This is a genomic window from Novosphingobium sp., assembly GCF_019748365.1.
Classification (GTDB): domain Bacteria; phylum Pseudomonadota; class Alphaproteobacteria; order Sphingomonadales; family Sphingomonadaceae; genus Novosphingobium.
This window is the reverse complement of the sequence record NZ_JAIEPN010000143.1, coordinates 1-13902: the sequence shown is the minus strand read 5'-3', so window position 1 is coordinate 13902 and position 13902 is coordinate 1. Positions and strand designations below refer to the sequence as shown.

Below are 13902 nucleotides of genomic sequence, written 5' to 3'. Positions count from 1 at the left end.
TCCCCCAAACTTCGTCATTGCGAGCGAAGCAATCCAGAGCGGCAAACACAAACTCCAGGACTAGGCTACCACCAGCTCCACCCCCGCCGCCTTCACCATCGCCGCATGCTCGGGCGTAATCCCCGCGTCCGTCACCAGCACGTCCACTTCGTCCAGCCCGCAGACGATGGTGCCGGAGCCCGAAGCAAACTTCGCCGAATCCACCAGCAGGATCACCTGCTCGGCCCGGTCGATCAAGCGCCGCTCCGCGGCCACCAGCACCACGTCCTGCTGCATCACGCCTTGCGGGCCTACCGAGGCCGCGCCCATGAACAGCTTGGGCGCGTGGAAGCGCGGCATCGATTCCTCGCCTGCCGCCGCCAGAATGATGTTCTGTTCGCGAAACACCGTGCCCGAAGGCACCAGAATGCGCGTCCCCGCCTGGCTCAGCAGCGCGTTCACGATGTGGAGCGAATTGGTCAGCACCTGCAGCCCCAGCCCCGCCAGATGCGGGCACATCTGCAAGGTCGTCGTGCCGCCGTCGATCATCACGCCTTCGCCCGGCTCGCACCGCGCCGCTGCCGCCGCGCCGATGGCGCGCTTGGCGGCCATGTTGCGGTTGATCGATTGGTCGAACGGCGTGCCGGCCAGCTGCAGCACTGGCGCTGGGCGCTGGGTCCCTTCAGCCTGCTTCGCCCCGCCGTGCACGCGCACGATGGTCCCCGCCTCCTCCAGCCGCGCCAGATCGCGCCGGATCGTCGCGGGCGAGGCATCGAGCAGCGTCTCAAGCTCGCGGTAGGTGACAAAGCCGGTGCCCTGCAGCGCCTCGACAATCACCTTCTCGCGTTCGGCTGCGTGCACTCTCGCCCCCTGATTATTTCCAATCAGAAGCCGTCATGCCGCTCGGCCTCGAGTTGTTCAAGGCTTTTGCCCTCGTTGCGCGGTGCCCAGGCATAGCCGATCACGCCCGAGACGACGAGGAACCCGGTCAGGATCAGCGCCAGCGTGGTAAAGCCCGTCGCCGTCAGCAGCGGCACGAAGAAACTGAACACGCCCAGGCTCACCCGCACGATGGCAAAGCAAACCCCCTGCGCGGTTGAGCGCAGCATGGTCGGAAACATTTCCGCGCTCCACAGCTGAAAAAAGCTCTGCGCGCCGAACCCGCCGCCAAACTGCAGCAGGAACACATAGAGCAGCGCCACCGGGATCGTCAGCGGGAACACCGCCAGCAGCCCCATGCCGATCACCTGCACCACCGCCGAAATCGCAAACAGGGTCCGCTGGTTCACCCGGTCGGCCAGTTGCATGAACACGAGGCCGATGGAGGCCATGCCGATGGCAAAGCTCAGCGCCTGAATGCCCACCGCCTGCGCCTGCGTCGCCGCGCCCACCGTGCGCAGGATATAGGGGAAGAAGAATCCGTTGGTGCCCGCCCACAGGTTCCAGAAGCCATACATGCCGACAAGGCCGAGGATCGAGCCGAGGTGCTTGCCGCGAAACAGCGAGGAAATCGGCGGCCGCTTTTCGCCGGATGCCTGCGCCTCGGACCACCGCACCGATTCCGCCATGCGCGACCGCAGAAACGTGAGGCCCAGCGCAATCACCAGCAGATGCGCAAACACGATCCGCGCTCCGAGCACGCCAAGACTGGTCAGCGCAAGGCTCATCAAGAGCACGACGACCGGCCCCAGATACCACAGCACTTGCGCCGCGCCCGAATGCCGCGCGCGCTGCCCGTCCGGTGCGCCTTCCGCGATCAGCGACCAAGAGGCGGGGATATCCGCGCCCACCGCCAGCCCCACGATGAGGAACCCCGCCACGATCATCCACGGCGCCACCGCAAACACCAGCAGCGCCATGCCCGCCGCATAGATCAGCATATCCCACTGGTAGATCGTCTTGCGCCCCAGCCGGTCGCACAGGATCCCGCCGACCAGCGCCCCCACGCCCGCACCGATGGCATTCGGCCCGAACGCGCCGAGCAGCCCGAGGAAGCCCGGTGAGAGCTGATACTGTTCCTGCCACAGCGCCAGCGCCACCGATCCCGCCACGATCGAGCCCGCATCGATATAGTTGGCGAGCCCCGCCAGGATCGTGTCACGCCATGCGGTTTTCCCCTGCGCTGCCTCCCTCAAACCCTATCCCCTCACCAGATTGTCGCGGCTGATCTGGCTCACCCGCGTCACGCCCGTCAGCGCCATGGCCACACGCATTTCCGCGTCGATCAGCGCCAGCATCTTCGCCACGCCGGCCTCGCCGCCCGCCGCCAGCGCAAAGGCCCATGCCCGCCCGAGCAGCACGCCCTTCGCGCCCAATGCCAGCATGCGCACCACATCGAGGCCCGAACGCACGCCGCCATCCGCCAGCACGGTCAGCCGGTCGCCCACCGCATCGGCAATCGACGGCAAGGCGCGCGCGGTGGAGAGCACGCCGTCCAGCTGCCGCCCGCCATGGTTGGAAACGACGATCCCGTCCGCCCCCACATCCGCCGCCGCCTTGGCGTCCTCCGGATCGAGAATGCCCTTCAGGATCAGCGGGCCGGACCATTCACTTCGGATGAAGTCGAGGTCGCGCCAGTGGATGGAGGAATCGAAGTTCGCCCGCATCCACGCAAAGAAATCCTCCAGCCCCGTCCGCCCCTTAAGCACCGGCGCGATATTGCCGAGGTGGTGCGGGCGGCCCCAGAGCCCCACATCCCACGCCCAGCCGGGCCGCATCGCGGCTTGCGCGGTGCGGCGCAGATCGCCCACCAGCCCCGAAGCCCCCGCCAGCCCCGAACGCACATCGCGGTAGCGGCTCCCCGGCACCGGCATGTCCACGGTGAAGATCAGCGCCGAGCATTGCGCCGCGCGGGCCTCGGCCAGCAAGTCGCGCATATGGCCCCGGTCGCGGATCATGTAGAGCTGGAACCAGAAGGGCTTGGAGGCCGCTCCTCGCACTTCGCTCAAGGGGCAGACCGAGACCGTGGAGAGCGTGAACGGCACCCCGGCCTTCTCCGCCGCGCGCACCGCCTGCGTCTCGCCCCGCCGTGCATTCATTCCGGCAAGGCCGATGGGGGCAAGCGCCACCGGCATCGCCAGCTTCTGGCCAAACAGCTCCGCCGATAGATCGATATCCGCCACATCGGCGAGCACCCGCTGGCGCAGCGCGATCCCCGCAAGGTCCGCCACATTCCGCCGCAGCGTCTCTTCGGCATAGGAGCCGCCATCCAGATATTCGAACAGGAAATGCGGCAGACGGCGGCGCGCGGCCTCGCGGAAATCGGCGATATTGGCAATGATCACAGGGCGGCCTCCAGCAGCCAGCGCGCGCGATAGGCGTCCCAATTGCCGGCCAGCGGCTCCACCTGCCGCAACTGCGCGGAAGGCGCCAGTGCAGGATCAATCAGCCGCAGTGCGCCAAAGGCCGCATCGCACGGTCCATCTGCCACGACCACGCGCGTCTCGGGCCGCAGTGCCGCCAGCGCCCGCACGAAAACTGCTGCCCCGGCAAACCGCCCCTCGACCAGCAGCGTGTCTTTTGCGCCGATCAGATCGAGCATGGCATCGGCCATCAGCGCGGCATAGAGACACGGCGCCGCGCGTTTGTCCTCCGGCTCCCCGATCCACCGCGCCGCGCGATCCGGAAATGGCCCGCAGCCCGGGGCGAGGGTCGGCAGCAGCATCGCGCCCTCGGCCAGCAGCCCCGGCACCTGCGCCACCAGCGCGGCCTGCGCCGCCGGATCATCCACCGCCGCGCCGCCAGTGGCGATCTCGATCTCCCGCCCGCCCATAAAGCGCGCCGAAGGCACCGCGCGGCCCTCAACGTCCACGTTCACCAGACAATCGCGGCCCTCCGGCAGCACAGGCGCTTGCCCCTGCGCCCGCCGCATCGCGACAAACCACGTCCCCGTCGAAAGTACCGTCGCCTCGCGGTCCGCCACCTCGGCAAACCCGCGCGCCCCATGCAGCGCCGCGTTGGAATCGTGGACGCCTGCCAGCACGCGCACCTCGGGCGACAGCCCGGTCGCCACCGCAATCTCCGGCTTCAAGGTGCCCACCACATCCCCGGCATGCGCGCGGGGCGCAAACCGCTCTGCCCAGCCGATGCGCTTTGCCAGTGGTGAGAAATCGCCCAACGCTGGTGCCCACAGGTCGGTATGGCACCCCAGCGAACTCACCTCGCTCACCGCCACACCGCTCAGAAACCACGCCCAGTATTGCGCCCAGGGCTGCAGCGTCGTCCCCTCCAGCGCGCCTTGTTCCTGCAGCCACCACAGCTGCGCGCCCAGGTTCAGCCCATGGGGCAGGGCAGGGGAGCCCGTCGCCGCAAAAGGATCGCGGACCGCGCGGTAGCGGCCCATCACCTCGGCCGGAATCTCGGCCTCATAATCCAGCGGCGCAAAAGCCAGCGCGCCATCCCGCAGCGCTGCCACCCCCGCGCCGTGCCCCACCGGCACGATGGCCTCGATCGGATGCGCCGCAAAGGCTGCCAGTGCCTCGATCAGCCAGCCCGCTATCCCGTGAACGTCGAGCACGCCCCCGGCGGCCACATTGGCCCGCGCCCGCGCGTCAAGCCGCCGCCCGGCGCGGTCCCACAGGGATACCTTGGCCAGCGTCTTGCCCATATCGATCACGATGAACGCGCCGTGCTTCAGCGCCCGTCTCCCTTTATCCAAAACGATCATTATCAATCAATATTGATCGTTTCCAGTAGAAATGTTAGCAAGGCCTTCAAGCGCGGTGCCCTTGTTGCCGCCGGAAGGATGCCATGAACGCCCATACGCCAGTAGCTTCCGCGATTCCCTTCGCTGTGCCCACCAGCCGCTGGGACGATGCGCATGCCGCCACGCTCAGCCCGGCGGAATTGCTGCTCTACCGCTCCAACCTTCTCGGCAGCGATCTCACCGTGACCAACTTCGGCGGCGGCAACACCTCTGCGAAGCTCACAGGCACCGATCCGCTCACCGGCGAAGAAGTTCCCGTCCTCTGGGTCAAAGGCTCGGGCGGCGATATCGGTTCGATGAAGCTCGATGGCTTTTCAACGCTCTATCAGGACAAGCTGCTCGCCCTCGAAGCGCACTATGGCGGACCGGACGACGACGACAAGATGGTCGGCTTCCTCCCCCACTGCACCTTCAATCTCAATGCCCGCGCCGCCAGCATCGATACGCCGCTGCATTCGCTGCTGCCTTTCGCGCATGTCGATCATGTCCACCCTGATGCGATCATTGCGCTCGCGGCGAGCTCCGGCGGCGAGGCGTCGACGCAGACGATCTGGGGCGGCAAGATCGGCTGGCTCCCCTGGAAGCGCCCCGGCTACACGCTTGGCCTCATGCTGCGCGATTATGTGCGCGCCAATCCGCACGTGCGGGGCGTCATGCTCGCCGGCCACGGGATCATCTGCTGGGCAGACAGCGCCAAGGCCGCCTACGAGCACACCATCAGCCTGATCGCCGATGCCGCGCGCCATCTCAACGCCGCAATGGCCGGAAAGCCCGCATTCGGTGGCCAGATCGTCGCCCCGAACCCGGATCGCCACGCCATCGCCGCCGATCTCATGCCCCGCCTGCGCGGGCTGATGACCGGTACCCGGCGCAAGCTCGGCCACTACTCGGACGATCCCGAAGCGCTCGAATTCACCGGCAGCGCGCAGTTCCAGCGCCTCGCCGCGCTCGGCACCTCGTGCCCCGATCACTTCCTGCGCACCAAGATCGCGCCCCTCACGCTCGACCCTGCGCGCCTGACGGATGACGCCTATCTCGCGCAGCAACTCGCCGATTACCGCGCGCTCTACGCCGCCTATTACGAGCGCTGCAAACGCGCCAATTCGCCCGCCATGCGCGATCCCAACCCCGTCGTCGTGCTGGTGCCGGGTGTGGGCCGCATCACCTTCGCCACCGACAAGATCACTGCCCGCCTCGCCGGTGAATTCTACGGCAACGCCATCAACGTGATGCGCGGCGCCGAAGCCATTGGCGACTATATCGCGCTCGACGAGCAGGAAGCCTTCGACATCGAGTACTGGCTGCTCGAGGAAGCCAAGCTCCAGCGCATGCCCGCGCCCAAACCCATGGTCGGTCGCATCGCGCTGGTCACTGGCGGGGCAGGGGGCATCGGCGCCGCCACAGCGGTCCGCCTGCTCAAGGAAGGCGCCTGCGTCCTCCTCGCGGACCGTGATGGCGAAGCGCTCGAAGCAACCCGCGCCGGCCTCGCGCAGCAGTTCGGCAAGGATGTCATCCGCGCCGCCACTTGCGACGTCACCGATGAAGCCATGGTCGCCGCCGCCTTCGCCACCTGCGCGCGCGAATTCGGCGGGCTCGACATGCTCGTCGCCAACGCCGGGATCGCAAGCTCCGCAACCATCGAGGAAACCACGCTAAGCCTCTGGCACCGCAACCATGATGTGCTGGCGCAGGGCTATTTCCTCACCGCCCGCGCCGCATGGCCGCTCTTGAAGCGCATGAAGGATCAGGGCGGCACCTCGGTCGTGTTCATCGGCTCGAAGAACGCCGTCGCCGCCGCCGCCGGGGCCTCTGCCTATGCCTCGGCCAAGGCCGCCGCGAACCACCTCGCGCGCTGCCTCGCCTTGGAAGGCGCGCCCGATGGCATCCGCGTCAACATCGTGAACCCGGACGCCGTCATCCGCGGCAGCCGCATCTGGGACGGCGACTGGCGCAAGGAGCGCGCCGCCGCCAACAAGGTCGATGCGGGCGAGGAACTCGAAGCCCACTACCGCAACCGCTCGATGCTCAAGCGCGACGTGCTCCCCGAAGACATCGCCGAGGCCGCCGCCTGGCTCGCCTCCGATCTCTCCGCCAAGTCCACCGGCAACATGATCAATGTTGACGCGGGCAACGTCCAGGCGTTCACCCGCTAGGCGGGAAGGGGAGAGGAACAAGAATGACACAGCTGCCCATCTCGTCCGACCTCATCGCGGACCGCAACGCCGCTCATCTCGAAGCGCTCGAGGACGACTACGCCGCGCTCGGCCGCAAGCTCGCCCGTGCCGGGATCGATATCGATGCGGTGAAGGCCAAAGTCGCCGAGTTCTCCGTCGCTGTCCCCTCATGGGGCGCAGGCCGCGGTGGCACGCGCTTCGCCAAGTTCCCGATTCCCGGCGAACCCACCAATATCCACGAAAAGCTGGAGGACTGCGCCGTCATCCAGCAGCTCGGCCGCACCACGCCGCGCGTCTCGCCCCACTTCCCGTGGGACAAGGTGAGCGATTACAAGGCCCTGCGCGAGGAAGCCGCCGCGCTGGGGCTCGGCTTCGATGCCGTCAATTCGAACACATTCCAGGACCAGCCCGGCCAGCCACACACTTATGCCAACGGCTCGCTCGCTGCGCAGGATGCCGCCACCCGCGCACAGGCGGTCGAACACAACATCGAATGCATCGAAATCGGCCGCCAGCTGGGCTCGAAGGACATCACCGTCTGGGTCGGCGATGGCACCAATTTCCCCGGCCAGCAGGATCTTGGCCGCAGCCTCGATCGCTATCTCGAAGCCGCATCACAGATTTACGCCGCGCTGCCGGACGACTGGCGCATGCTGCTCGAACACAAAATGTTCGAACCCGCGTTCTACTCCACCGTCATTTCGGACTGGGGTTCCTCGATCCTCGCGGCGCAGGAACTCGGCCCCAAGGCCAAGTGCCTCGTTGATCTCGGCCACCACGCGCCGAACGTGAACATCGAGCAGATCGTCGCCCGCCTCCACCGCTTCGGCAAATTGGGCGGCTTCCATTTCAACGACAGCAAATACGGCGACGACGACCTCGATTCCGGCTCGATCAACCCGCACCAGCTCTTCCTCGTGTTCAACGAGCTGGCCGAGGCGGAGGCCAATCCGCGTGAGGGCTTCAACCCCAGCTACATGATCGATCAGTCGCACAACGTCACCGATCCGATTGAATCGATGCTCTCTTCGGCGGAAACCATCACCCAGTGCTTCGCCAAGGCCGCGTTGGTGGACCGCGCCGCGCTTCACGCCGCGCAAGAGGCCAACGACACCATGATGGCCTTCCAGTCCCTCCGCCGCGCCTACAACACCGATGTCGCGCCCATCCTCGCCATGGCGCGCATGGAAGCGGGCGGCGCGATCGACGTGCTCGAAGCCTACCGCCTCAGCCAGTACCGCGCGCGCAAGGCGCAGCAGCGCAAAGCGGTGGGTCTCGGCGCGGGGATTGTGTAAGCAGGCGCGATACCGCCCATGAATTCTGACGATATCTTGTCAAAAATCGGTCAAGAAACTGGCGTTGTCGCGCAACCGATGGTCTAGAGACCCCCGGTTTCAACGGGAGTCCCTGCCATCCGCCAGATCGCCGCCTTGCCATACCGCTTCGAGGATGTGGCGACGGATACGCAGGTGCGGCTGATGCTGGTGACCTCGCGCGAGACCAGGCGCTGGGTCATCCCCAAGGGCAACCTCAGCGCCTCGATGCTCCCGCACCTTGCCGCCGCGCGCGAGGCGGAAGAGGAAGCCGGCGTCGCGGGCGCGGTCTGCCCCACGCCGCTGGGCAGCTTCCGTTACCGCAAGAAGCGCGGCAACGGCGCTTCGCTGATGGTCGATGTCGATGTCTTCCCGCTTGCCGTCACGCGCGAACTCCCTGCTTGGAAGGAACAGCACCAGCGCGAGCGGCGCTGGTTCACGCTGGCCGAAGCCGCTGATGCTGTCGACGAGCCGGACCTCAGGGATTTGATCAGATCCTTCGCTGCATCCGAATTCAGGGCGGCGACACAGCGCACGAGTGTGCTAGGAGCGGTCGCGCATCACACACGGATCGGATCGATGTTCGCCTGGTTTCAGCGTCTCCTGCCCCGCACGGGCAATTTCTTCGACATGTTCGAAGCCCATGCCACCACCGTCCTTGCCGCTTCCGATGCGATGGCGCGGCTGTTCGAGGAAGGCGCTTCCAGCGCCGACCACATCCGTGAGATCGTCGAGCGCGAGAATGACGCGGACGAGATCACCCGCACCGTGCTGCAGACCGTGCGCAAGACCTTTCTCACCCCGTTCGACCGCGGCGCGATCACCAGCCTGATCGGCGCGATGGACGATACCATCGACGAGATGCACGCCGCCGCAAACGCCATCAGCATCTACGAGGTCAGGACCTTCGCGCCGGAAATGCGCGATATGGCCGCGATCATCGTCGATGCCGCGCGCGTGATGGCCGAAGCGGTGCCCTTGCTCCGCGATGTCGCTCGCAATGGTCCGCGTCTCCACGAGCTCACCGAGCGACTGGTGCGCATGGAAGCGCATTCCGACGAAATCCACGCCGCCGGCCTGCGCCGCGCGCTGCAGGATCACGGTGCCACCGATACGCTGCGCTTCGTGGTTGAGCGCGAGGTCTACAAGCACCTCGAGCGTATCGTCGATGCCTTTGAAGACGCCGCCAACGAGATCGACGGCATCGTCATCGACCATTCCTGATCGGGGCCGGGGGCTGATCCATGCATGAGCTTGCCTTCCCGCTGCTCGTCGGGCTGATCGCAATCGCGCTGGCGTTCGATTATCTCAACGGGCTGCACGATGCGGCGAACTCCATCGCCACGGTCGTCGCCACCCGCCTGCTCACGCCGGTGCAGGCGGTCATCTTTGCTGCGGTGTTCAATGCAGGCGCCTATTTCCTGACGATCACCTTCCCCAGCCTGCAGGCCGTGGCGACCACCATCGGCAAGGGCCTGATCGACAAGGATCTCGTGACACCTGCCGTCGTCTTCGGCGCGCTGATCGGGGCATCGGTGTGGAACATCCTCACCTGGCTCAAGGGCATCCCTTCCTCAAGCAGCCATGCGCTCGTCGGCGGCCTTATCGGCTCGGGCCTCGCCCATGCGGGCCTTTCGGGCATCCAGTGGAGCGGCCTCAACAAGACGCTGATCGCCATTGTCCTCTCGCCCACCATCGGCATGCTGCTGGCAATGCTCGTCATGCTCGTCACCAGCTGGCTGCTCCGCCGCGCCACCGCGCGCGAGGCGGAGACGCGTTTCCGCTTTCTGCACCTCCTCTCGTCCGCCGCCTATTCGCTCAGCCACGGCCTGAACGACGCCCAGAAGACGATGGGGATCATCACCGTCCTGCTTTATTCGACCGGGCGCCTGACGGGGCCATTCGAAGTGCCGCACTGGGTCGCGATCTCCTGCTATCTCGCCATCGGCCTCGGCACGCTGACGGGCGGGTGGAAGATCATCGAGACGATGGGCGGGCGCATCACCAAGCTCTCGCAGCACCAGGGCTTCAGCGCCTCGCTCGCCGGCTCGGTCGTGCTGTTCGGCGCTTCGGCGCTCGGTATTCCCGTCTCGACCACCCACACCGTCACCGGCGCGATCATCGGCGCGGGCACCGCCCGCCGCGCCTCCGCCGTGCGCTGGGGTGTCGCGCAGAGCGTGGTTGTCGCGTGGATCATCACGATCCCCGCTTCGGCGGCAGTGGGTGCCTTGTTCTATGTGTTGACGACACTGTTCTGAAGAACGGGCCGGTTTCCCGATTTTTCGGTCTGGCTGTAGCCAAGCGCTCGCTCCATCCGAATCCGGGAAATCGGAAAGGGGCACGATCATGCCAACGAACAGTTTCGTCCTGTGGGGAACACCGCATTCCTTGTTCACCGGCAAGGTGCGCAGCTATCTGCTCAAGCATGGTATTCCCTTCGTGGAGCGAACCCCCGCCGATCCGCGATTTGCCGCCGCGATAGTCCCTGCCATCGGGCTGCAGGTGGTGCCGGTGCTCGAAACGGGCGATGGTGAATTGTGGCAGGACAGCACGGACATCATCGACCGTCTCGAGCAGCGATCACCCCGATTGACGGCATCCGGCAAGGGACTGCGCGGCGCCCTTGCGCATCTCCTTGATGCCTTCGGCTGCAATGCGCTGCTGCCAATGGCCATGCATTATCGCTGGACGTACCGGGCGCAGCAGGAACAATTCCTGATTGCCGAATTCGGGCGGGCCATCCCGTCGAACGGCCTTTCCGCTCCACAAAAGGCGGTCTTCACCGCAAAGATCATGGACAAGTTTGCCGGATTTCTGGGCGGGCTCGGTGTAACGCCTGAAGTAAGGCCGATCATCGAGCAGGACTATCTGGATCTCCTCGCCGCCCTCGAAGTCCATTTCCAGAATGAGCCCTATGCGCTGGGCCGTGCGCCCAGCATGGCCGATTTCGGCCTGATGGCACCGCTATATGCCCATCTGGCGCGCGATCCGGTCCCCGGCTTCATCATGAAGACCAAGGCGCCCGCCGTCGCCCGCTGGACCGAGCGGATGAACACCTGCGGCCTTGCCGATCCCGAGTTTCCCGACGCGGACACATCCGGAACAGCGGCCTTGCCAGCCACCTTGGATGGCATTCTCGAAGTCGCGTTCAGGATCTGGTCGCCCGGCCTGCTGGCAGATGCGGCTCAGTTCAACGCCTGGTGCAGGTCGCTTGCCGATCCCGCCCCCGGAACGCTGGTTTCATCCGAAGCGCAGCGGCACGTCCACGCACGCCTTGGCCGAATCGAGTATACGCGAGAGGGCTGCACGTTTCGCCGGGAAAGCCAGCCGCAGTCGCTGTGGCATCTGGCACGTGCCCAGGCCGCAGCAGCCGCGCTGGGCGCAGAGGAGGCAGCCGAATGGCACGCACTGCTGGCGCGCACAGGCGGGCTTGAGGCGCTGCAGATCGGCCTCGAGCGGCCAATCGTCCGCCACAACAACGTGCTGGTGCTTGGTTAGGCTTGCCCTCTTCGCTGAAGCGGCGGGGATCGCTGCGGGAGTGGTGCCGGCTACAGGATTCGAACCCGTGGCCCCCTGATTACAAATCAGGTGCTCTACCAACTGAGCTAAGCCGGCGCTCGGGCGTCCATAGCGTCACACCGCCCCGAAGGTCCAGCCTTCGGTTGCAGCAATCTCTGCTGTCAGCCCCGCAGGCGCCCACAGCGCCGGATCATGCGCCACCGTGCGCAGCCATGCGGCGGTTACCAGCGCATCGCTCGTATGGTCGTCGACCGCTCCCGCCAGCCCCACCGGCGCGCTGCCCAGCCGCGCGAGTGCCGTATCGAGCTCCGCCCCGACGCGGATCTTCGACCGGCTGGCACTCCGCCCCGCCGCCATCGCCGCAATCGTCGTATAGATCTCGCAGACTACCGAGCCCGCCTCCGGCAGCGGATCGATCGGCCAGACCGGCAGCGCCCCTTGCAATCGGTGCAGCAGCCGCATCCCCGAAAGGCTCGATTTGCCCACTTGCGCCGCGCCGACCAGATTGAAGTTCGAATAAGGCGTGCAGCCCATGGCCTGCTGCGCCAGTTCGGTAACGCGAAACCTTCCGCGTCCACCTCCAAACTGCATCCCCTCGCGCCCGCCATGCCGCCGGAAATGAGCCGAAGCCTCGGGATGATCGACAAACGCGCCGACCGACAAGTGCGGCTCATCTTCGCAGATCGCATCAATCAGCGCCCACAAGGCCTTGGCATCGGCGGGGCTTTCCGCCCAGCCCGGAAAGAATGCGCCCCTGTCCACAAAGGCGAGGGAGATGCCCAGATCCATCCCCACCACAGTATCCGCCGGCAGGTCCTCCCGCAGCCATTCGAGCACTTCGGTGCGCGACCAGCGATGCCCCGGCCGCACCAGCTTGGGCGCGGCTTCGCCTTCGCCGCAGATCGCCACTGCGATCCCCCGGTGCCGCTCCCCGGCCGCACCGGACCAGTCGATAGCGGCGAAGTGCTTGAAGCGTTTTGCTATCACGTTAGGCTGCAAGGATGGTGTTCGAGTGGGACGAGGTGAAGCGCGCGGCAAATCTTGCCAAGCACGGTATCGATTTTCTCGACGCCATACAGATTTGGGCGCCATCGGCTATCGACCCCGCCGAGACCCGGCAAGTTGGGACGGAAACGCGCCATGCTGCGCTGGGCGTCATTGGGGGTGATAAATTGATCATTGCGGTGATATATACAGAGCGGCCCGATGCGCGACGTATTATCAGCGCGCGGCGAGCGAGGCGAAATGAACGAGCAGCTTACACGCGTGTCTTTGGCGAAGGCCGGTAAGGGACAAACCGATTGGGATCGGCTGCGCAGTCTCACCGATGCGCAGATCGACGCTGCAATTGCTGCGGATGATGACTCGTTTGCACTTGTCGATGCGGAGCTTGCGGCGCTTGGAAACAGTCCTGCGCGCTATGAGCTTCGAGAGTTGAAGAGCGGATCGTTTCAGGTGGTCCTTGTATCCGCGCAAGGTAGCGTGCTTGCGACCGCACACGACCACTTCGCGACCAGAGACGAAGCCCGCCTTGCAATCCGGGCAATCAGCGAGGCAGCGATTGAAGCTGCGCGAGGTTTGCAGTCAAGATCGGCATAGTAAGACATCATTCCCCGCGCCGCTCGCGCCGCTTCTTGTCCCACCATTCCAGCCGCTTCACGATCTCGCGCTCGAACCCGCGCTCGACCGGCTTGTAGAACTGCTGCGCCCGCATTCCCTCGGGCCAGTAATCCGCGCCGGAAAAGCCGTCCTCGGCCTCATGGTCATAGGCATAGCCTTCGCCGTAGCCGATCTCCTTCATCAGCTTGGTCGGAGCATTGAGGATATGCGCCGGGGGCGGCAGCGATCCGGTTTCCCGCGCGCTCGCAAACGCCGCCTTCTGTGCCGCATAGGCCGCGTTCGATTTGGGCGCCGTCGCGAGATAGAGGCACGCCTGCACGATGGCGAGCTCCCCCTCCGGCGATCCGAGGAACTGATACGCATCCTTCGCCGCCAGGCACTGCACCAGCGCCTGCGGATCGGCGAGGCCGATGTCCTCGCTGGCGAAGCGCACCAGCCGCCGCAGCACGTAGAGCGGCTCCTCGCCCGCCGTCAGCATCCGCGCCATGTAATAGAGCGCCGCCTGCGGGTCCGATCCGCGCAGCGCCTTGTGGAGCGCGGAAATCAGGTTGTAGTGCCCGTCGCGGTCCTTGTCGTAGACCGCCACCCGCCG

General features: G+C 66.0%; 12 protein-coding genes, 1 tRNA gene and 1 pseudogene. 7 read left to right on the top strand and 7 right to left on the bottom strand.

Annotated elements, in window-relative coordinates:
- Positions 1-60: 60 nt before the first annotated feature.
- The 4 genes from K5Q19_RS16050 to K5Q19_RS16035 are packed head-to-tail and all read right to left on the bottom strand — an operon-like array spanning position 61 to position 4645.
- Entirely contained in the window at positions 61-840 is a 780-nt protein-coding gene (locus K5Q19_RS16050; protein ID WP_292947287.1) for a DeoR/GlpR family DNA-binding transcription regulator, read from the bottom strand.
- Between the two features lie 23 nt (positions 841-863).
- Positions 864-2114, bottom strand: a complete 1251-nt coding sequence (locus K5Q19_RS16045; protein WP_292947284.1) for an MFS transporter — start codon at positions 2112-2114, stop codon at positions 864-866.
- A gap of 3 nt (positions 2115-2117) precedes the next feature.
- Entirely contained in the window at positions 2118-3263 is a 1146-nt protein-coding gene (lldD, locus tag K5Q19_RS16040) for an FMN-dependent L-lactate dehydrogenase LldD (RefSeq protein ID WP_292947282.1), read from the bottom strand.
- The gene (locus K5Q19_RS16035) at positions 3260-4645 is read right to left on the bottom strand and encodes a carbohydrate kinase (protein ID WP_292947279.1); all 1386 of its coding nucleotides are present in this window, start codon (positions 4643-4645) and stop codon (positions 3260-3262) included. Before K5Q19_RS16035 ends, lldD begins: the two co-directional genes overlap by 4 nt.
- A gap of 83 nt (positions 4646-4728) precedes the next feature.
- Between K5Q19_RS16035 and K5Q19_RS16030 the strand changes: the two genes are divergently transcribed.
- The 5 genes from K5Q19_RS16030 (at position 4729) to K5Q19_RS16010 (ending at position 11669) form a co-directional block, all read left to right on the top strand.
- On the top strand, positions 4729-6837 hold the full coding sequence (locus K5Q19_RS16030) for a bifunctional rhamnulose-1-phosphate aldolase/short-chain dehydrogenase (RefSeq protein WP_292947276.1): 2109 nt from the start codon (positions 4729-4731) through the stop codon (positions 6835-6837).
- A 23-nt stretch (positions 6838-6860) separates the two neighbouring features.
- The gene (gene rhaI / locus K5Q19_RS16025; RefSeq protein WP_292947273.1) at positions 6861-8153 is read left to right on the top strand and encodes an L-rhamnose catabolism isomerase; all 1293 of its coding nucleotides are present in this window, start codon (positions 6861-6863) and stop codon (positions 8151-8153) included.
- A 135-nt stretch (positions 8154-8288) separates the two neighbouring features.
- Positions 8289-9395 carry a DUF47 family protein gene (locus K5Q19_RS16020; RefSeq protein ID WP_292947270.1) on the top strand — a complete coding sequence of 369 codons (1107 nt, stop codon included), beginning with the start codon at positions 8289-8291 and terminating at the stop codon, positions 9393-9395.
- 20 nt (positions 9396-9415) lie between these two features.
- The gene (locus tag K5Q19_RS16015; RefSeq protein WP_292947267.1) at positions 9416-10429 is read left to right on the top strand and encodes an inorganic phosphate transporter; all 1014 of its coding nucleotides are present in this window, start codon (positions 9416-9418) and stop codon (positions 10427-10429) included.
- 88 nt (positions 10430-10517) lie between these two features.
- A complete protein-coding gene (locus tag K5Q19_RS16010) occupies positions 10518-11669 on the top strand; it encodes a glutathione S-transferase family protein (protein WP_292947264.1) in 1152 nt (383 codons plus the stop codon).
- Between the two features lie 41 nt (positions 11670-11710).
- Here the strand turns inward: K5Q19_RS16010 and K5Q19_RS16005 are convergent.
- Positions 11711-11786, bottom strand: a tRNA-Thr gene (locus tag K5Q19_RS16005).
- Between the two features lie 18 nt (positions 11787-11804).
- Positions 11805-12677 (bottom strand): hypothetical protein, encoded by an 873-nt coding sequence (locus K5Q19_RS16000; protein WP_292947261.1) that lies wholly within the window; start codon positions 12675-12677, stop codon positions 11805-11807.
- A 14-nt stretch (positions 12678-12691) separates the two neighbouring features.
- Here K5Q19_RS16000 and K5Q19_RS21965 point away from each other — a divergent pair, with 14 nt between their 5' ends.
- Both K5Q19_RS21965 and K5Q19_RS15995 read left to right on the top strand, forming a co-directional pair.
- Entirely contained in the window at positions 12692-12979 is a 288-nt protein-coding gene (locus K5Q19_RS21965; protein WP_365759865.1) for a BrnT family toxin, read from the top strand.
- Positions 12936-13289 carry a hypothetical protein gene (locus K5Q19_RS15995; protein ID WP_292947258.1) on the top strand — a complete coding sequence of 118 codons (354 nt, stop codon included), beginning with the start codon at positions 12936-12938 and terminating at the stop codon, positions 13287-13289. The genes K5Q19_RS21965 and K5Q19_RS15995 overlap by 44 nt, the downstream gene beginning before the upstream one ends.
- Positions 13290-13296: 7 nt before the next feature.
- Here the strand turns inward: K5Q19_RS15995 and K5Q19_RS15990 are convergent.
- A pseudogene (locus K5Q19_RS15990) lies at positions 13297-13902 on the bottom strand (replication-associated recombination protein A); the annotation flags it as partial.

What these genes read in the sequence shown, in the direction of transcription:
- K5Q19_RS16010 (WP_292947264.1), top strand. Translation starts at nt 10,518, where the DNA reads ATGCCAACGAACAGTTTCGTCCTGTGGGGAACACCGCATTCCTTGTTC.
- K5Q19_RS16035 (WP_292947279.1), bottom strand. Translation starts at nt 4,645, where the DNA reads ATGATCGTTTTGGATAAAGGGAGACGGGCGCTGAAGCACGGCGCGTTC.
- rhaI (WP_292947273.1), top strand. Translation starts at nt 6,861, where the DNA reads ATGACACAGCTGCCCATCTCGTCCGACCTCATCGCGGACCGCAACGCC.
- K5Q19_RS16015 (WP_292947267.1), top strand. Translation starts at nt 9,416, where the DNA reads ATGCATGAGCTTGCCTTCCCGCTGCTCGTCGGGCTGATCGCAATCGCG.
- K5Q19_RS15995 (WP_292947258.1), top strand. Translation starts at nt 12,936, where the DNA reads ATGAACGAGCAGCTTACACGCGTGTCTTTGGCGAAGGCCGGTAAGGGA.
- K5Q19_RS21965 (WP_365759865.1), top strand. Translation starts at nt 12,692, where the DNA reads ATGGTGTTCGAGTGGGACGAGGTGAAGCGCGCGGCAAATCTTGCCAAG.
- K5Q19_RS16030 (WP_292947276.1), top strand. Translation starts at nt 4,729, where the DNA reads ATGAACGCCCATACGCCAGTAGCTTCCGCGATTCCCTTCGCTGTGCCC.